Source organism: Alistipes sp. (assembly GCF_020026455.1).
Classification (GTDB): Bacteria; Bacteroidota; Bacteroidia; order Bacteroidales; family Rikenellaceae; genus Alistipes.
Window position 1 is genome coordinate 243,562 of record NZ_JAHHQJ010000001.1, and the last position, 18,031, is coordinate 261,592.

An 18,031-nucleotide genomic window follows, 5' to 3' on the forward strand; every position below is an offset into this window, starting at 1 on the left:
GCCTTCCCGGGGTGTTCCGTGCTGCCTGCGGGCGGAGCGGCTTCCCGGCGGCAGGCTGCGGCATAAAAGCCGAAACGGGGCTCGCCCTGACGATGACTGAAAAAGGAGATTTATGACGAAAGCGATATTTTTGGACGTCGACGGAACGCTGATCAGTTTCAAGACCCACCGGGTGCCCTCTTCGGCTCTCGATGCGCTGCTCGAGGCCCATGCGCGGGGTGTGCGGCTCTTTATCGCCACGGGGCGTGCGGTTGCCGACCTGGACGGACTGGAGGGGATTCCCTACGACGGTGTGACGGCGCTCAACGGGGCCGACTGTCTGATGCGCGACGGCCGTGTCGTGGCCCGGCATCCGATTCCGCGCGCCGACTTCGAGAAGGCGCTCGCCTTGTCGGCGGAGCTGGATTTTCCGGTCGGGCTGGAGCTGAACGACGGGGTTTTCGTCAACCGTGTGACGCCCGATGTGGTGCGTCTGGCGGAACTGGTGGCCCATCCGGTCCCCGAGCAGGTCGACCTCCGGGTGCTTTTCGACCGGGGCGATTGCTGCCAGATGTGCTTTTATTGCGACCCTGTGCTGGAAAAGAGGGTGATGGCCGCGCTGCCGTCGCTCGTGGCGTCGCGCTGGTGCCCGATTTTCGCCGACATCAATGTCCGGGGTGTCGATAAGGCGAGGGGCATGGTCGAGTTCGCCGCGCATTTCGGCTTTGCGAACGACGAGGCGATGGCTTTCGGCGACGGCGGCAACGATGTGGCGATGCTGCGGGCTGCAGGCGTGGGCGTGGCGATGGGCAACGCATGCGACGAGGCGCTCGCTGCCGCGGACTATGTGACGGCGTCGGTCGACGACGACGGAATCCGGCGTGCATTGGAGCATTTCGGAGTGATATAACGGTTCGGTTCCGGGGAGCATCCGGGGTTGCGCCGCGACAGGTCCCCTTGCGGAGAGGGGCGGCCTGGAATGGGATGATTGGCAAACGATGCCGGGGCGGAGACTACCGCCGGCGGCAGCGAGAAAACGATAGAAGGAGTTATGAGTTTGATACTTGCTATTGAGACCGGAACGGACATCTGTTCCGTGGGTATCGCCAAGGACGGCGAACTGCTGTCGCTGCGCGAGAGCGACGAGGGGCGCGACCACGCCCGCAAGGTCGGCGTATTCGTCGACGAACTGCTGCGCGAGACGGGCATTGCGCCCGATGACCTCGATGCCGTGGCGGTGGGTAAGGGCCCCGGGTCGTATACGGGACTGCGCATCGGCGTGTCGTTCGCCAAGGGCCTGTGTTACGGGCTGCAGAAGCCGCTGGTGGCGGTCGGATCGCTCGAGGCGCTGGCCGAGGTGGCCCGCGAGGACTATGAGGCGGGGATTCTTGCCGTCGGCGACTGGCCGAACGCCCTGCTGTGCCCGATGGTCGACGCCCGGCGCATGGAGGTCTATGCGCAGGTTTTCGACACCGAAGGGCGTCCGCAGAGCGAGGTCTCGGCCGAGGTGGTCGATGCCGGGAGTTTCGCGGCTTTCCGCGGTCAGGGGCGCCCGTTCGTGATCTTCGGCAGCGGGGCGCGCAAATGCGCCGACATCCTTCCCGATGCGCTATGCGTGGAGGTGACCCCGTCGGCCCGCGGGCTTGCCCGGCTGGCCCAGCAGGCCCTCGATGAAGGCCGCACCGAGGATATTGCCTATTTCGAGCCGTTCTACCTGAAGGATTTCGTCGTTACGACATCGCGCAAGAAGCTGCTTTAGGTGGCCGCTGGCCCCGCGATTGTTTGCGGAGGGGTGATGTGCCGGCCCCGCGATTGTTTGCGAAGGGGCTATGCGCCGCTGTCCGGCCGGGCGGCGGAATCGGTGGCGGGTTCGTCCGGATCCGCATCGCTGCCGGCGATTTCGAGCGTGCGCGCGGCATGCTGCCGCTTGGTTTGCAGACGGGCGGTTTTGCGCAGGCGTTCGCCGACGCGGATGATGTTGTCGTTGCCCGTGCAGAGACGTTTGTAGGCGTCGTCGTAGGCGTCGCGGGCCTTGTCCAGAGCCGTGCCGACCCCTTCGAGCGAGGCGGTGAAGGCCACCAGCTGTTCGTAGAGTTTCAGTCCGCAGGCGGCGATCTCCTTGGTATTCTTGTCCTGGTCGTTGTATTTCCAGAGGTCGGCGACGAGTTTCAGCAGGGCGAAAAGATTCGTCGGCGACGAGATGATCACCTTCTTGTCGTAGGCGTCGGACCAGATGGCGGTGTCGTTCTGCAGCGCGGCGAGGAATGCCGGTTCGTTGGGGATGAACATGATGACGAAATCGGGCGAATTCAGCCGCCGCTGGTACTCCTTGCGGCCCAGTTCGGTGACGTGCTGACGCACCGAGGCGACGTGTGCCGCGAGGTAGCGCCGCCGCTCCTCCTCGCTGTCGGCCGAAGAATAACCTACGAAGGCCGTGAGCGAGACCTTCGAATCGATGACGATCTCCTTCTTCTCGGGCAGGTGCAGCACCACGTCGGGCCGCAGGTTGCGCCCCTCCTCATCCTTGATGTTGTACTGCGTTTGGTAGTGGATGCCCTTCGAGAGGGCCGAACTGTCGAGGATCGTTTCGAGAAGCATCTCGCCCCAGTCGCCCTGCACCTTCGAATTGCCTTTCAGGGCGTCGGTCAGATTCCGCGCCTCGGTCGAGATCGCCTGGTTGAGCTCCATCAGACGCCTGAGTTCCGACTTCAGTTCGCCGCGCTGGGAGGTCTGCGTGGTGTAGATCTCCTCGACACGCTTGCGGAAATCGACGATGTTCTCCTTGAACGGTTTCAGAAGAATGTCGATCGACTCCCTGTTCGTCTCCTTGAACCGTTGCGACTGCTCGCCCAGAATCTCCGTTGCCAGGTTCTTGAACTGCTGGCGGAAACGCTCTTCGAGCTGTTCGCGCTCGGCCTGCTCGGCGGCGCGCTCCTCGGCATTACGCGTCCGCAGGGCCGCCAGTTCCGTGTCGGATGCGGCCCGCAGGGCCGCCAGTTCGGCTTCGGTGCGCGTACGCTGTTCGGTCAGCGTCCGGACCTGCTCCTCGTAGCGGTGGCGAAACTCCCGCTCGGCGGCCGTAGCCTGCTCGGCGGCGGCCAGACGGGCTTCCGAAGCCGCAAGGCGTGACGAGGCGTCGCGTTCGCGCGTCTCGGCATCGGCGAACTTGTGCGATTCCCTGCGCCACAGCAGCAGGACGAGGACGAGCGCCGCGGCAAGGCAGCAGAGGACCGATATGTAGAGCAGGGACAGAGTCATGGCCGTTCGATTGTGGATTCCCTGCAAAAATAGCAATTTATTCCCGGAAAACGACCCGATCGGATGCGGGATCGGAATTTTCGGCCCGAAGTCCGCATTTTTCGTCTCCGGATACGGGAAATTTCGTATCTTTGTTTATTAAAAGCAAATTACGCCATGAACAGAATAGTAGCCCCTTCGATGCTCTCGGCCGACTTCGGCCATCTGGAGCGCGATACCCGGATGGTCGACGCCAGTGCGGCCGAATGGGTCCATATCGACGTGATGGACGGCGTTTTCGTCCCCAATATTTCATTCGGCTTCCCCGTGCTGAAGGCCATCCGCAAGGCGACGGCGAAATTTCTTGACGTGCACCTGATGATCGTCAATCCGGAAAAGTACGTCACGCGCTTCGTCGAGGCGGGGGCCGATCTGGTGACCTTCCATCTCGAGGCGACGGACGATCCCGCGGGATGCATCGCGCTGATCCGCCGGGCCGGAGTCAAGGTGGGGGTGTCGATCAAGCCGGCGACGCCGGTGGAGGCGCTGCGCGAGGTGCTGCCGCTGGTCGACCTGGTGCTGGTGATGAGCGTCGAGCCGGGATTCGGCGGACAGTCGTTCATCCCGGGGTCGGTCGCCAAGATCCGGGAGCTGCGCGCCATGGCGCGCGGGATGGGGCTGGAGACGATCATCGAGGTCGACGGAGGCCTCTCGTCGCACAATGCCGGCGAGGTCTATGGAGCGGGTGCCGATGTGCTCGTGGCCGGCAACGCCGTCTTCGGCGCCGCGGACCCCGCGGCCGAGGTCGTCAAGATGCTCAATGCCTGACCGTGCGGGCCGGGATGCTGCCGGGGACGGGCGTTTCGGGACCCGAAGATGGATATGTCGGATTAAATCGCTAACTTTGCGGTGTTTTTAGATTCGCCATGATTTCATTAGACAACCTTACCGTCAGTTATGGGGGCTGGACCCTTTTCGACAATATTTCGTTTCTGATCAACCCGAAGGACCGCATCGGGCTGGTGGGCAAGAACGGAGCAGGCAAAACCACGCTCCTGCGCATCATCACGGGCGAGTTGCAGCCCACGTCGGGAGCCGTGACACTCAACGGCGACTGCTCGATCGGGTATCTGCCGCAGACGATGCGCGTGGCGGACACCACGACGCTCGCGGAGGAGACCGCCAAGGCCTTCGAGGAGGTGTTGCGGCTCGAGAGCGAGATCGAGGCCCTGACGCGCGAGATCGCCGAGCGCACCGACTACGAAAGTCCCGAATACGAACAGCTCCTGCATCGTCTGAACGATGCGCAGGACCACTATCATATCCTCGGCGGCGAGACCCGCGACGCGGACATCGAGAAGACGCTGCTGGGCCTCGGTTTCAGACGTGAGGACTTCGGGCGTGCCACGAGCGAGTTCTCGGGCGGCTGGCGCATGCGGATCGAGCTGGCGAAGCTGCTGCTGCGCCGACCCTCGATCTTCCTGCTGGACGAGCCGACGAACCACCTCGACATCGAGTCGATCCAGTGGCTCGAGGAGTATCTCCGGAATTACAACGGCGCGGTGCTGCTCATTTCCCACGACCGCGCCTTTCTGGACAACGTCACCAACCGCACGGTCGAGCTGTCGCTGGGCAAGATCACCGATTACAAGGTCTCCTATTCGAAATACGTCGTCCTGCGCGCCGAGCGCCGGGAGCAGCAGATGGCCGCCTACGAGAACCAGCAGCGGATGATCGAGAAGACCGAGGAGTTCATCGAGAAATTCCGCTACAAACCCACCAAGTCGAACCAGGTGCAGTCGCGCATCAAGCAGCTGGAGCGCCTGGACCGCCTCGAAATCGAGGAGGAGGATCTCGCCACGCTCAACATCAAGTTCCCGCCCGCTCCCCGTTCGGGGCAGATCGTTGCTGAGATCCGCGACGCGGGCATGTCGTTCGGTGCAAAGCATGTTTTCAGCGGAGCCAATTTCGTGATCGGGAAGGGCGATAAAATCGCGCTGGTGGGCCGCAACGGCGAGGGCAAGACGACCCTTGCCCGCATGCTGATCGGCCAGCTGACGCCGACCGAGGGGTCGGTGCGCCTCGGTGCGAATGTCAATATCGGCTACTACGCCCAGAATCAGGACGATTTGATGGACGGCGACTTCACGGTCTACGACACGCTGGACCGTGTGGCCGTGGGTGACATCCGGACCCGGCTGCGCGACATCCTGGGGGCGTTTCTGTTCCGCGGCGAGGACATCGACAAGAAGGTCAAGGTCCTCTCGGGCGGCGAGCGGGCACGTCTGGCCATGGCCCGCATGATGCTCGAACCGCGCAACCTGCTGGTGCTGGACGAGCCGACGAACCACATGGACATGCGTTCGAAGGACATCCTCAAGAATGCCATCATGAAGTACGACGGTACGGTGGTTGTGGTGTCGCACGACCGCGAATTCCTCGACGGCATGGTCGGGAAGGTCTACGAGTTCCGCGACGGCGGGGTGAAGGAGTATCTGGGCGGCATCTACTATTTCCTCGAAAAGCGCAAGCTGGAGTCGTTGCAGGAGATCGAGCGGAAGGACACTCCGTCGAGACCTGCAGCAAAGAGGGACGAGGTGGCAGCTTCGGGAAAACTCACCTACGAGCTGAAGAAGGAGCAGGAGAAGCAGATCCGCAAGTTGCGGAAAGCCGTCGAAGCCGTGGAGACCGATCTGGCCGGGATCGAGAAGCAGATTGCCGAGTACGATGCGCGGTTTGCCGCCGCGACCGAATACAACGAGGCCGACTACAAGGCCTACAACGAACTGAAAGGTCGTTACGATCACCTGATGCACGAGTGGGAGAAGGTGTCGTATGAACTGGAGATCGTCGAGGATCAGTGATTTGCGGTTTTGCAGGCTGCTTGTCGGGATGAGCCAAACGCTGCGCGTATGGAGTATTTGGTTTGTCTTTTGACGCTTGCCGACGCTGCCGATGCTGCCTCCGTTGCTGCCTGTTTGTCTGCGCCGCACGAACGGGGGACGGTCCCGGGCCCGAGGGCCGGATTGAAGCCGCGTGTAAAAAGTAAAAAACGATTATGGATAACAATCTTATTTTCGGGATTCGTCCCGTGGCCGAAGCGATCGAGGCCGGAAAGCAGATCGAGAAACTCTACATCCGCAAGGGTGCCGAAGGGCAGCTGATGCAGGAACTGAAGGACCTTTGCATGCGTCACCGCCTCCATTATCAGGAGGTTCCGGTCGAGAAACTCAACCGCCTGACACGCGGCAACCACCAGGGCGTCGTGGCGCAGACCGCGGCCATCGAGTATGTGCAGCTGGCCGATATTCTGGAACGCGTGCCCGAAGACGAGACGCCGCTCGTGGTGTTGTTCGACGGGGTGACCGACGTGCGGAATTTCGGGGCCATCGCCCGCTCGGCCGAGTGTGCCGGGGCGCACGGACTGATTGCACCGCTGAAGAACTCGGCGCCCGTGAATGCCGAGGCGATTCGTTCGTCGGCCGGAGCGCTGACGACGATCCCGGTGTGCCGCGTCGGTTCGGTCCGCAATACGATCAAGGCCTTGCAGGCGGAGGGCTTTCAGATTGTGGCGGCTACGGAGAAGAGCCGCAAACTGCTCTACGATGCCGATTTTCGCCGCCCCACGGTGATCGTGATGGGCGCCGAGGATACGGGTATCTCGAAGGAGGTGCTCAAGCTCTGCGACGAGCAGCTGGCCATCCCGCTGATCGGTCACATCGAGTCGCTCAACGTCTCGGCCGCAGCTGCCGTGATGCTCTTCGAGGTCGTGCGCCAGCGTATCGGCGAATAGCCGACCCCCGACCCCCGGCCCCCGGGCCCGGGATAACCCGGCAATCCCGACAACCCCGGCTGTCCCGGCTCCGGGTCCCGGGCCTCGGATAACCCGGCAACCGGACAGCCCGATAACCCCGGGCTGTCCGAAAAACCTGATAACCCCGACAAACCTATGAAAACGAAATTCAAATTCAGCCTGTGCTGGCTCCGCGAAGGGGTCGTGCGGGTCGTGCGGTCGTATCCGGTCGAAATGCTTCTGGCGCTCTACGCCTGCATCTGGTGTCTGCTGACCTTCGAACTCGACTGGGACAATAGGGAACTGTTCGAGAAAATCGCCCTTGTGCCGCTTTTCTTTGCGCTGGCGCTGGCGCTCAATGTTGTGGCGGGAGGCGGCCCGTGGCGAAAGGTTTACTGGGTGGTGTGGGTGCCGCTGGTGCCGCTGTCGTTCTGGAGCGGGCTTGGCGACTGGGTCGAAAGCGCGTCTTTTTCCATTTCGCTCGGCATTCTGGCTCCGCTGCTGCTGCTGTTGAGCCTGCGGGCCGTGCGGAACGACCGCTTCGTGGCCGGAACCGTCGTCTGGCTGCGCTCGGGGGCACTGGCCCTGTTGTTCGCCAATGTTGCGCTGGGGCTGTTCCTGGCGATCTTCTATTCGGCGGTCTATATCTTTGGTCTCGAAGGCCGGTGGGTCGAGCACCTCGGGGTGTGGTCCGTGACGATCTGCGAGACGCTGGCCGTACCGCTGCTGTTTCTGATGCTGGCCGACCGCTGGCGGGGCGCCGAACTGCGCGGCAACCGCGTCCTCGAAGTACTGCTGAACTACATCGTGACGCCCGCACTGCTGATCTACGCCGCGATCCTCTACCTCTACATGGCCAAAATCCTCGTCACGTGGACCTTGCCCGAGGGAGGTGTGGCCTATCTGGTCTTCGGGTTCACGATGACGGCCCTGGCCGTGAAGGCTCTGGGGCTGCTGCTCGAAAAACGGATCTGCAACTGGTTTTTCGACCGCTTCAGCCTGGTGTCGCTGCCCGTGCTGGTGCTGTTCTGGATCGGTGTGGTGCGCCGCACGACCGAATACGGGCTGACCGAACCGCGCGTATACCTCGTGGTGTGCGGTGCGCTGATGACCCTCTGTGTGCTGTTGTTCCTTTCGCGGCGTGCGGGCCGCTATCTGTGGGTGTGCCTCGCGGCATGGGTGATCTTCGCCGCGATGGCCTTTGTTCCCGCCCTCGGACCGGAGCGTATCGCCCTGCAGTCGCAGACGCAGCGTGCTCTGCGGTTGGCCGGGCGTCTCGGGCGTCTCGGCGGGGACGGACGCCTGTTGTTGACGCCCGTTCCGCTGGCCGATACCGTCTATAAGAAGGAGTACCGCGAACTCTACACGTCGCTCGACTATATCTGGCGCGACAGCACCTCTTTCGCGCGGTTCGGCGTGAGGGATCTCGGAGATCTGGCTGCGATTTTCCCCGAGGAGATGCGCCATTACGTGAGGTGGGGCTATTCCCCGGAGCGTGTGTCCAACAGTATCTTTGTCGAGCTGCCCACACCTGCCCCGATCGAGTTGGTCGCGGGGTATTCGCGCTATTATGCGAATCCAAATAACGATTGCGTTTTTCGAGACGATACGTTGCGCCTCTGACTGGGCGCAGCGGAGCCCGAGGTGGTGATTCCAGGGAAGGAGTTGCTCGAGGTTCAGCTGGCGAAGAGCGGTTTCGTGCCTGCCGCGGACGCCGTTCCGACCGAGAGTCAGGCGTTGCAGCTGTTGGATTACCGCAGCGAACACTGTCGGATCGTTTTCAGGGGCCTGATCATCGATTGCGAGGATTCGGTGTTGCGGGTTACCGACATGACGCTCCATTCCGTCTGGCTGCGATGACCTCGGTTTATGTGCATCCCCGGCTGGGCGAGGTGACCCTCTCGCAGACCGTGCGCGCCCGGCGCATTTCGATTTCGGTGCGCGCCACGGGTGCCGTGCGGCTTTCGTTTCCCTGCGGGGTGTCGCAAAAACGGGCTTTGGATTTTCTGGAGCGCAAGGCGGAGTGGATCGGGGCAGCGCGCGAACGGCTCGCCCGCAAGCGGGCATCCCTGCCTCCGCAGTTGCCGCCCGAGGAGCAGAAAGTCCGCATCGAGGAGCTGCGCCGTGCGGCGAAAGCCGACCTGCCGGGGCGCATCGGACGGCTGTCGGAGGCGACGGGCCTGAAGTACGAAAAACTTTCGATCCGCGCCTCGCGCACGAAGTGGGGGAGTTGTTCGGGGCGCAACCACATCTCGCTGAGCCTCTTTCTGATGACGCTCCCCGAGCACCTGCGTGACTATGTGATTGTCCACGAACTCTGCCACACGGTCCACCACGACCATTCGCCCCGGTTTCACGCCCTGGTCGACCGCCTGGTCGGAGGGCGCGAAAAAGCCCTTAACCGGGAGTTAAGGGCTTTCACGATTCGTTAGCGGGAATTTCCTATTGGGCGAGAGCCTGTTTTTCGCGTTTCCAGGTGGTGGCGCAGAAGATTGCGGCAAGCAGGCTGGCGACGACGAACATCCAGAAGGTGGCGTTCCATCCCAGCGAGTTGTCGTTGGCGACCGAGCCCATGACGATTTTCGCCAGCACGGCATCGCCGAACAGATAGCCAAACAGTCCGACAAATCCGGCGGCCGTTCCGGCTGCATTCTTCGGCACGAGGTTCAGGGCCTGAATGCCGATCAGCGCCACGGGACCGTAGATGCAGAAGCCGATTTCGCAGAGCGCCGCGTAGACGACCGTGCGTCCGATGGCGGCCGGGTCGCCGCCGAAGATTTCGGCCAGCAGCCGGGCGATGGGGGCGGCCTTCCAATAGATCAGAATGCCGATCAGCACCAACACCATGTAGATCACGTTGGCCGGGGCGCAGCGCCCCTTGAAGCATTTGGCCGAGATCCATCCGCAGATGATCGTTCCGGGGACTCCGGCATAGTTGTGCAGCGAGAAGGCCAGGTTGCTCTGCGCGGCATCCATGATATTCATCTCCTGAAGGTAGACCGGCGCCCAGTCGCTGATGCCGTAGCGCACCAGATAGACAAAGGCGTTGGCCAGGGCGATGAGCCAGAGGATTCTGTTCTTGAAAATGTAGTCGACGAAGAGTTTCCTGAAGGGGATTTTCTGCTCTTCCCCCTTGGCGGCTTTCACCGCCGAGTAGTCGTTGCGGTATTCGTCGATGGGGGGCAGTCCGCAGGCCTGGGGCGTGTCGCGCAGTGCCCACCAGCAGAAAACGGCAAGCAGAAGCGCCACGCAGCTCGGGAAGATGAAGGCTGCACGCCAAGTGTCGCTCCATCCCAGTGTGGCGAAGAGGACGACCCCGGCGGTGACGAGCAGCCCCAGCGAGCCGCTGCCGATCGTGTGCGACGTATTCCATACCGACATCTTGAAGCTGCGTTCGTTCTGGGAGAACCAGTGAGCCATGATCCGCCCGCAGGGAGGCCATCCCATGCCCGAGAGCCAGCCTACCAGCAGCATCAGGCCGAAAATGATGCCGACGTTGACGCCGGGGTTGGTGTGGCTGTAGGGGATCAGTCCCGTGGCGATCATCAGCAGCGACGAGAGGATGAGCCCTACGACCAGAAACTTGCGCGCATCGGAGCGGTCGGAGAGGCTTCCCATGATGAACTTGCTGAAGGCATAGGCGATCGAGATCGCCGAACCGGCGAGTCCCACGCTGGCCTTGTCGAGGAGCCCCGACTCGATCATGCCCGGCGCTGCGAGCGAGAGATTCTTGCGCACCAGATAGTAGGCCGCGTATCCCAGAAACGCTCCCAAAAATACGCGCAGACGCATCTGCGCATAGGTTCCCGGGATTTTGTCCCGGGAGAGCCTCGGCTTGGGTGCCGGAGGATTGAAAAAACCGAACATTTTGTGCAGGCTTGGATTAAAAGTTCTTATCAGGCTTCAAAGATATAATTTTTTGCCATCTTCGTGAAACTTTCGACCTGTGCATCGATCCATGCCTGGTCGCGGCCCAGCTCGCGGGCCATCGTTTCGGCGACCTTCGGGGCGGCGGCCATCGCCTCGCGGGCGTCGACGAACAGCAGCCGCACGCGGCGTGCCAGCACGTCCTCGACCGAGAGGGCCATCTCCTCACGCACGGCCCAAACCACTTCGGCCAGCGTGTAGCCGAACTTCGGGGAGAGTTTCTCGCCCAGCGCCGGGTTTTCCTCGATCAGGCGCAGGATCTTCGGCTCGTCCGAACCGTAGACGTACATGTGGTCGGAGAGATCGGGGTTCTTGCGGTAGCCGTGGATGCGGAGTTTTCTGGTCACGCACTTGCGCCGGGGGAGGCCCGCCACTTCGATGGCCTTGTCGACCGTGTCCTCGGCCATCAGGCGGTAGGAGGTCCACTTGCCGCCGGTGATCGTCACCAGACCGTTGTCCGAGGTGATGACCTTGTGGCTGCGCGAAATCTCCTTCGTGTTCTTGCCCTTCTTCTTGGGTGCCGCCAGCGGACGCTGCCCGGCAAAGACCGAGAGGATGTCCTTGTATGTGGGTGCCGGATTCATGTAGAGTCCCGCGGTGCCGAGGATGAAGTCGATCTCCTCCTTCAGCGGGCGCGGCTCCTCCTCCGGGGTGGGGCGCACGATGTCGGTGGTTCCGACCACGACCTTGTCGTGCCAGGGCACGGCGAATAGCACGCGGCCGTCCGAGGTCTTGGGGACCATGATGGCATAGTCGCTCTGCAGGAATTTCATGTCCAGCACGAGGTGCACGCCCTGGCTCGGGGTGACCATCTTGCGGTGTTCGGGGCTGTCCATGTGCATGATGTCATCGACGAAACAGCCGGCGGCATTCACGACGCTGCGCGCCTGGATCTCATGCTCCTCGCCGGTGGTGTTGTCGACGAACTTCACGCCGGCGACCTTGCCCGCCCCGTCGTGCAGGATGCCCGTTACGGTGGCCTCGTTGACGACCGTGCCCCCGTGTTCGACGCAGGTCTGGGCCAGGTTGATGGCCATGCGCGAGTCGTCGAACTGTCCGTCGTGGTAGACCACGCCGCCCTTCAGACCCTTTTCGACCGAGGTGGGGATGTATTGCATCACTTTCTTGGCGGAGATGTATTTCGAGCGTCCGTATCCGAAGCCGAACGAGAGCAGGTCGTAGAAGGTCAGGCCGCAGAAGTAGAGGAAATTGTCCCAGTAGCGGTAGTTCGAAATGACGAAGGCCTGGTCCTTCACCAGATGCGGGGCGTTGGCCTTCATGCGTCCGCGCTCGCGCAGCGCTTCGAGCACAAGCATCACGTCGCCCTTCTGCAGGTAGCGCACGCCGCCGTGTACGAGTTTGGTCGAACGGCTCGATGTACATTTCGCGAAGTCGGTCTTCTCCAGGCAGGCTACGCTCATGCCGCGCGAGGCAGCGTCCACCGCGACGCCCAGTCCGGTCGCTCCGCCGCCCACGACTACCATGTCCCATATTTTGCCCTTGTCGGACAACTTCTTGATTTGTGATGCTCGTTCCATAAAGTCTCGGTTTGATCGTTGATTTCGTTTCGCAACAAAAGTACGAATCATTTCGGGGATTTCAAAATAAAAAATCTTTTAATTTGAAATGCGACGGCCGGAGGCGGGTATTTTTCGGGTGGGAAAATAATCGCGTGAAAGGTTTGTTTTTTGAATATTTTTCGTATATTAGACCTCAGAAACTTTAAAATTTTGATTGCGCATGAACAAACCAGGTGAAGAACCGCTTTTGAGCCTTCCGGAACGACACAGCCGTATTCTGTCGCTGTTGCAGCAGAACGGTTCGATTTCGGTGACACAGCTCTCCGAGCTTTTCAAGGTTTCGGAAGTGACCATCCGCAAGGATCTCTCCTACCTTGAGCAGCAGAAGAAACTCTACCGCACCCATGGTAGCGCCATCCTCATAAGTCCCTATATCAGCGACCGGCACGTGAATGAGAAGGAGAAGAAGAACGTGGCCGAGAAGCGGGCCATCGGCGCGGCCGCCGCGGAGCTGATCTCGCAGGACGATTCGATCATTATCGCTTCGGGAACGACGTTGGCCTTCCTGGCCCGGGAGATCAAGCCCGTCGGCCACCTGACGGTCATCACGTCGGCGGTTCCCGTGACCCAGATTCTCTCGCAGCATCCCGATGTGGATGTGCTTCAGTTGGGCGGCATCACCCGTAGCAGCTCGATGTCGGTCGTGGGTCCCTTTGCCGAGACGATGCTCCGCAATTTCAATTGCAGCAAACTCTTCGTTGGGGTGGACGGCATCGACATGGAGTTCGGACTGACGACGACCAACGTGCTCGAAGCCTCGCTGAACGATGCGATGATCAATGCCGCACAGAAGGTCGTGGTGCTGGCCGACTCGTCGAAATTCGGCCGCCGCGGGTTCAGCAAGATCTGCGATCTGGAGGCCGTCGACCGCATCATCACCGACAGCGGCGTGCAGCAGCTTTACCTCGACCGGCTGCGTGAGCGGGGCATCGAGGTGACGGTGGTGGACGCCTGACGGGCTTCCGACCGGATAAACAGCGAGCGGCAAAACCCGGGTTTTGCCGCTCGCTGTTTTTTTTGACTGCGGGGTTCTATTTCTTCAGCAGGGCCTGCAGACGCTCGGGGTAGTCGGTGGTGATGTAGTCCACGCCCAGGTCGATGAAGTAGTTCATGTCCGCTTCCTCGTCCACGGTCCAGACGTTGACCTCGAGCCCCAGCTCGTGCGCCTCCTTCACCCATTGGGGGTGTCTGCGCAGCACGCCCATCGAGTAGTCGATGCCGGCCAGCCCCAAATTTTTGATGCTCTTGGGAGGCAGGTCGCCGTTGAGGTAGTGGATCTTGGTGTCGGGGATGAGCTTTTTGAAGGCCAGGCAGGCGTTGATCGAGAAGGCGATGATGTCGGTTCGATCCAGCACGCCGTGTTTCCTGAGCTGCTTGACGATCTTTTCGGCGGCGAGGTCCTCGCGGGTGTAGTCCGAAAGCGACTTCATTTCGAGAATCAGGCGCGTGTCGGGCTTCGAGGCCACGAGTTCGAGATAGGCGTCGAGCGTGGGGATGTTCTCGCCGTTGGGGAGCACGATGGCCGTGATCTCTTTGGCCGTGGATTTCTCCATGTCGACGTCCGTGCCCTTGTACTTGCGGTCGTGGTTGACGACCAGTTTGTCGTCGGCCGTGAGCCATACGTCGATCTCCGAGCCGTAGGCGCCGATGGCGTCGGCCTTGGTGAACGATGCCAGCGAGTTCTGTGCCGACTCGGGGGCTGTCCAGTAGCCGCGGTGGGCAATTACCTTGGGCTGGGCGGCGACGGCGCCTCCTGCAAACAGCATGGCGGCGGCCAGAATGAGTTTTTTTGTCATATCGTTTGAACTGTTAGTTGGTAACTTCTGAAACGAAACCAGTCCAAAGATAGCAAAGATTTTCGGATTTTCATGTTGAAAGGGTGTTAAACTTTTGTTTACGCGGGGGTGTCGCGGCGGCCCTCTCCGGGGGATTTGGGTGTCAAAAGGCTGATTTTATTGCCTGTTGTGGCAAAATTGTACCCGGGGTTGCGGAATTTTTCCTATCTTCGTACAATCCGAAACCGGAAACTCAAAACTTAAAACCACAAAATAAGAGCCATGAAAGAAAAAGTCAGCAAAAAATTCAGTGAACTTTACGGCGAGGGGGCCATCCTGTTCGCCTCTCCGGGCCGCATCAACCTGATCGGCGAACATACGGACTACAACGGGGGCTTCGTCTTCCCGGGTGCGGTCGACAAGGGGATTGTCGCAGCCATCCGGCTCAACGGCACGGACAAGGTCCGCGCCTATGCGCTCGATTTGGACGAAAGCTCGGAGTTCGGTCTGGAGGAGGCGGACAAACCGGCCGCGGGCTGGGCGTGCTACATCTTCGGCGTCTGCCGCGAGATCCGGAAGCGCGGCGGCACGATCGGCGGCTTCGACACGGTCTTTGCCGGGGATGTGCCCCTGGGCGCCGGCATGTCGTCGTCGGCAGCCTTGGAGTCCACCTATGCCTTTGCACTGAACGACCTCTATAACTGCGGGATTGACAAGTTCGAGCTGGCGAAGATCGGCCAGTCGACCGAACACAACTACTGCGGTGTAAACTGCGGCATCATGGACCAGTTCGCCTCGGTTTTCGGCAAGAAGGGCAACCTGATCCGTCTGGACTGTCGTTCGCTGGAGTATGCCTACTTCCCGTTCGATCCGAAGGGCTATAAACTGCTGCTGCTGGATTCGCGCGTGAAGCACGAACTGGTGGGCTCCCCGTACAACGACCGCCGCGCTTCGTGCGAGCGTGTGGCAAAGGTGCTGGGGCAGGAGTTCCTGCGCGGCGCCACGATGGAGCAGCTCGAAGCCGTCAAGGACCGGATTTCGGAGGAGGACTACCGGCGCGCCCGCTACGTGATCGGCGAGGAGAAGCGCGTTCTGGACGTCTGCGCGGCGCTCGAAAAGGGCGACTACGAAACGGTCGGCAAACGCATGTACGAGACCCATTGGGGCATGTCGAAGGACTACGAAGTCTCGTGCGAGGAGCTGGATTTTCTGGTGGAGGTCGCCGAGGAGTGCGGCGTGACGGGTTCGCGCATCATGGGCGGCGGCTTCGGCGGCTGCACGATCAACCTGGTGAAGGAGACACTTTACGACAGCTTCGTCGCTGCGGCCAGGGAGAAGTTCGGAGCCAAATACGGCCACGAACCGAAGGTGTACGACGTGGTGATCTCCGACGGCTCGCGCCGCCTGGACTGACAGGGCGCCGTCCGGCCTGAATGAGTGTCCCGGGCTGTCGCGGCCCGGGACTTTTGTTTGCCGGGCCAAAGCGTGTTTGGCGCTATGTCGGCCAAATTGGGGATTATTTTTTGAAAAATTCCTATCTTTGCTCCTGTTAAATCCATCCGCCATGCCGAACATTCCCTTAGCCGAACGCCTCCGACCCCGCACGATCGACGAATATATCGGGCAGGGCCACCTCGTGGGTAAAAACGGGGTGTTCCGCAAGTTCTTCGAGACGGGCAATGTCCCCTCGTTCATCCTCTGGGGCCCTCCCGGTGTGGGCAAGACCACGCTGGCGAAGATCGTCGCCACGCAGCTGGAACGCCCGTTCTTCACCCTCTCGGCCGTCACGTCGGGAGTGAAGGACGTGCGCGAGGTGATCGAGTCGGCGCGCAAGCAGCGCTTCTTCGACCAGAAGGCGCCGCTGCTATTCATCGACGAAATCCACCGGTTCAACAAGTCGCAGCAGGATTCGCTGCTGGGGGCCGTCGAACAGGGTGTCTTCACGCTCATCGGCGCCACGACCGAAAATCCCTCGTTCGAGGTCATCTCGCCGCTCCTGAGCCGCTGTCAGGTCTATATCCTCAAGTCGCTCGAAGACAAGGACCTGCAGACGTTGCTCGACCGCGCCCTCACGACCGATGCCGAGCTGAAGGAGCGTCAGATCGAAGTTGTGGAGACCGGAGCGCTGTTCCGCTTCTCGGGCGGCGACGCGCGCAAGCTGCTCAACATCCTCGAAATCGTCGTCGGGGCCACCGACGGCAAGGTGACGATCACCGACCGCTATGTCACCGACTGCCTCCAGCAGAACATCGCCCTCTACGACAAGAACGGCGAACAGCACTACGATGTCATCTCGGCCTTCATCAAGTCGGTCCGCGGCAGCGATCCCAACGCCGCGATCTACTACCTGGCGCGGATGCTGGCCGGCGGCGAGGAGCCTCGTTTCCTGGCCCGGCGTCTGGTGATCCTGGCCTCGGAGGACATCGGTCTGGCCAATCCCAACGCCCTGCTGCTGGCCAACGCCTGCTTCGATACCGTGCACAAGATCGGGATGCCCGAGGCGCGCATCACGCTGGCCGAGACGACGATTTACCTGGCCACCAGCCCCAAGAGCAATTCGGCCTATACGGCCATCAACAAGGCGATGGCGCTGGTCGAACACGACACCACGAACCGCCCCGTGCCGCTGCATCTGCGCAACGCCCCGACCCGCCTGATGGACAGGGCGGGCTACGGCAAGGGCTATAAATACGCCCACGACTACGCGGGGCATTTCGCCGAACAGGAGTTTCTGCCCGAGAGCCTTTCGGGCACGAAGTTCTACGAACCCGACACCCAGAACGCCGCCGAGGCCAAGATTGCCGAACGGATGGCTCAGCTGTGGAAAGACAAATACAAATAGTGATCCTGCCCCGGCTCATCGTCCCGGCCGGCTCGTGCCGCAGGCGGAGGGGGCAGTACTCCCGCCCCCTTGGGCGGAGAAGGAGACGGCCTCGGCCCGGGAAGGTTGGCGCAGGAGCACGCACAAGCACATTGTAAATAAAGTGAAACGTATCGGCATCATCTCCGACACCCACGGAACCTTCGACGACACGCTCCGCGACTTTCTGAAAGACGTGGACGAAATCTGGCATGCGGGCGACATCGGCTCGATCGAGCTGGCCGACCGGATCGCCGCCTTCAAACTGCTCCGCGCCGTGAGCGGCAATATCGACGACGGTGTGACCCGCTGCGTCCACCCCCAGTTTCTGGCTTTCGACTGCGAGGGAGTGCGGGTGCTGATGACCCACATCGGAGGTTATCCCCGCCGTTACGACCCGCGCGCCCTGCAGAAAATCCAGTCCGTGCGCCCGAAACTCTTCATCGCCGGGCATTCGCACATCCTCAAGGTCGTCTACGATCCCGTCCACGACCTGCTCCACGTCAACCCCGGAGCCGCCGGGGTGTCCGGATTCCATAAGGTCCGCACGGCCGTGCGCCTCACGATCGACGGCCCGGAGATGCGCGACATGGAGGTCGGCGAGTGGCCCCGCGGGTGAAACCCCGGCGGGCGGAGGGCCGAAACCGATGCTCCGGAAGCGCCCTTTTCCGGTACGAAACCACCCGAAATAAAATTTTATGCCCCAAAAAGCCGGAAAGGCATTCTGCCCGGATTCCGGCAATCGTCGGCAAAATGTCCGGAACGTTCCGGTAAGTCGCCCGCCGGAAAAACCCGCTGCGGACAATTTCGTCCCGAAGCCTTGTGGCGATCCCTGTAAGGCATTGCAGGTCAGTTGTTCTTGCCGATGCTCCGGGGCTTG

The 18,031-nt window shown here is 61.5% G+C and carries 16 protein-coding genes; 12 read left to right on the forward strand and 4 right to left on the reverse strand.

The window, feature by feature from the left end; all coding sequences use genetic code 11:
* The first annotated feature begins 112 nt into the window (after positions 1-112).
* The gene (locus tag QZ460_RS00945) at positions 113-889 is read left to right on the forward strand and encodes a Cof-type HAD-IIB family hydrolase (RefSeq protein WP_290539711.1); all 777 of its coding nucleotides are present in this window, start codon (positions 113-115) and stop codon (positions 887-889) included.
* Between the two features lie 141 nt (positions 890-1,030).
* On the forward strand, positions 1,031-1,738 hold the full coding sequence (gene tsaB / locus QZ460_RS00950) for a tRNA (adenosine(37)-N6)-threonylcarbamoyltransferase complex dimerization subunit type 1 TsaB (protein WP_290539712.1): 708 nt from the start codon (positions 1,031-1,033) through the stop codon (positions 1,736-1,738).
* Positions 1,739-1,806: 68 nt separating this feature from the next.
* Here the strand turns inward: tsaB and QZ460_RS00955 are convergent, their stop codons facing one another.
* Positions 1,807-3,237: a DNA recombination protein RmuC gene (locus tag QZ460_RS00955; protein WP_290539713.1), complete on the reverse strand. Its 1,431-nt coding sequence runs from the start codon at positions 3,235-3,237 to the stop codon at positions 1,807-1,809.
* Between the two features lie 156 nt (positions 3,238-3,393).
* Between QZ460_RS00955 and rpe the strand changes: the two genes are divergently transcribed.
* From rpe to QZ460_RS00985, 6 genes are all read left to right on the forward strand, one after another.
* Positions 3,394-4,044, forward strand: coding sequence for a ribulose-phosphate 3-epimerase (gene rpe, locus QZ460_RS00960; protein ID WP_290539714.1), 651 nt, complete (start codon positions 3,394-3,396; stop codon positions 4,042-4,044).
* Positions 4,045-4,142: 98 nt separating this feature from the next.
* Positions 4,143-6,080 (forward strand): ATP-binding cassette domain-containing protein, encoded by a 1,938-nt coding sequence (locus QZ460_RS00965; RefSeq protein ID WP_290539715.1) that lies wholly within the window; start codon positions 4,143-4,145, stop codon positions 6,078-6,080.
* 194 nt (positions 6,081-6,274) lie between these two features.
* Positions 6,275-7,009, forward strand: coding sequence for a 23S rRNA (guanosine(2251)-2'-O)-methyltransferase RlmB (gene rlmB / locus QZ460_RS00970; RefSeq protein ID WP_290539716.1), 735 nt, complete (start codon positions 6,275-6,277; stop codon positions 7,007-7,009).
* Positions 7,010-7,165: 156 nt separating this feature from the next.
* On the forward strand, positions 7,166-8,632 hold the full coding sequence (locus QZ460_RS00975) for a DUF4153 domain-containing protein (protein WP_290539717.1): 1,467 nt from the start codon (positions 7,166-7,168) through the stop codon (positions 8,630-8,632).
* A gap of 21 nt (positions 8,633-8,653) precedes the next feature.
* Complete coding sequence (locus tag QZ460_RS00980) at positions 8,654-8,869, forward strand: hypothetical protein (protein ID WP_290539718.1); 216 nt, start codon at positions 8,654-8,656, stop codon at positions 8,867-8,869.
* The gene (locus tag QZ460_RS00985) at positions 8,866-9,441 is read left to right on the forward strand and encodes a SprT family zinc-dependent metalloprotease (protein ID WP_290539719.1); all 576 of its coding nucleotides are present in this window, start codon (positions 8,866-8,868) and stop codon (positions 9,439-9,441) included. The genes QZ460_RS00980 and QZ460_RS00985 overlap by 4 nt, the downstream gene beginning before the upstream one ends.
* Positions 9,442-9,451: 10 nt before the next feature.
* Here the strand turns inward: QZ460_RS00985 and QZ460_RS00990 are convergent, their stop codons facing one another.
* Together QZ460_RS00990 and QZ460_RS00995 are read right to left on the reverse strand one after the other, a co-directional pair.
* Complete coding sequence (locus QZ460_RS00990) at positions 9,452-10,801, reverse strand: MFS transporter (protein ID WP_366934976.1); 1,350 nt, start codon at positions 10,799-10,801, stop codon at positions 9,452-9,454.
* A 104-nt stretch (positions 10,802-10,905) separates the two neighbouring features.
* On the reverse strand, positions 10,906-12,474 hold the full coding sequence (locus tag QZ460_RS00995) for a glycerol-3-phosphate dehydrogenase/oxidase (protein WP_290539721.1): 1,569 nt from the start codon (positions 12,472-12,474) through the stop codon (positions 10,906-10,908).
* 202 nt (positions 12,475-12,676) lie between these two features.
* Between QZ460_RS00995 and QZ460_RS01000 the strand changes: the two genes are divergently transcribed.
* Positions 12,677-13,471 (forward strand): DeoR/GlpR family DNA-binding transcription regulator, encoded by a 795-nt coding sequence (locus QZ460_RS01000; protein ID WP_290539722.1) that lies wholly within the window; start codon positions 12,677-12,679, stop codon positions 13,469-13,471.
* 76 nt (positions 13,472-13,547) lie between these two features.
* Here QZ460_RS01000 and QZ460_RS01005 read toward each other — a convergent pair whose 3' ends face one another.
* Positions 13,548-14,312 carry a glycerophosphodiester phosphodiesterase family protein gene (locus tag QZ460_RS01005; protein WP_290539723.1) on the reverse strand — a complete coding sequence of 255 codons (765 nt, stop codon included), beginning with the start codon at positions 14,310-14,312 and terminating at the stop codon, positions 13,548-13,550.
* A gap of 261 nt (positions 14,313-14,573) precedes the next feature.
* Between QZ460_RS01005 and galK the strand changes: the two genes are divergently transcribed.
* The 3 genes from galK (at position 14,574) to QZ460_RS01020 (ending at position 17,770) form a co-directional block, all read left to right on the forward strand.
* Positions 14,574-15,704 (forward strand): galactokinase, encoded by a 1,131-nt coding sequence (gene galK / locus QZ460_RS01010; protein ID WP_290539724.1) that lies wholly within the window; start codon positions 14,574-14,576, stop codon positions 15,702-15,704.
* Between the two features lie 151 nt (positions 15,705-15,855).
* Complete coding sequence (locus QZ460_RS01015) at positions 15,856-17,133, forward strand: replication-associated recombination protein A (RefSeq protein ID WP_290539725.1); 1,278 nt, start codon at positions 15,856-15,858, stop codon at positions 17,131-17,133.
* 142 nt (positions 17,134-17,275) lie between these two features.
* Entirely contained in the window at positions 17,276-17,770 is a 495-nt protein-coding gene (locus tag QZ460_RS01020; protein ID WP_290539726.1) for a metallophosphoesterase family protein, read from the forward strand.
* The last annotated feature ends 261 nt before the right edge of the window (positions 17,771-18,031 follow it).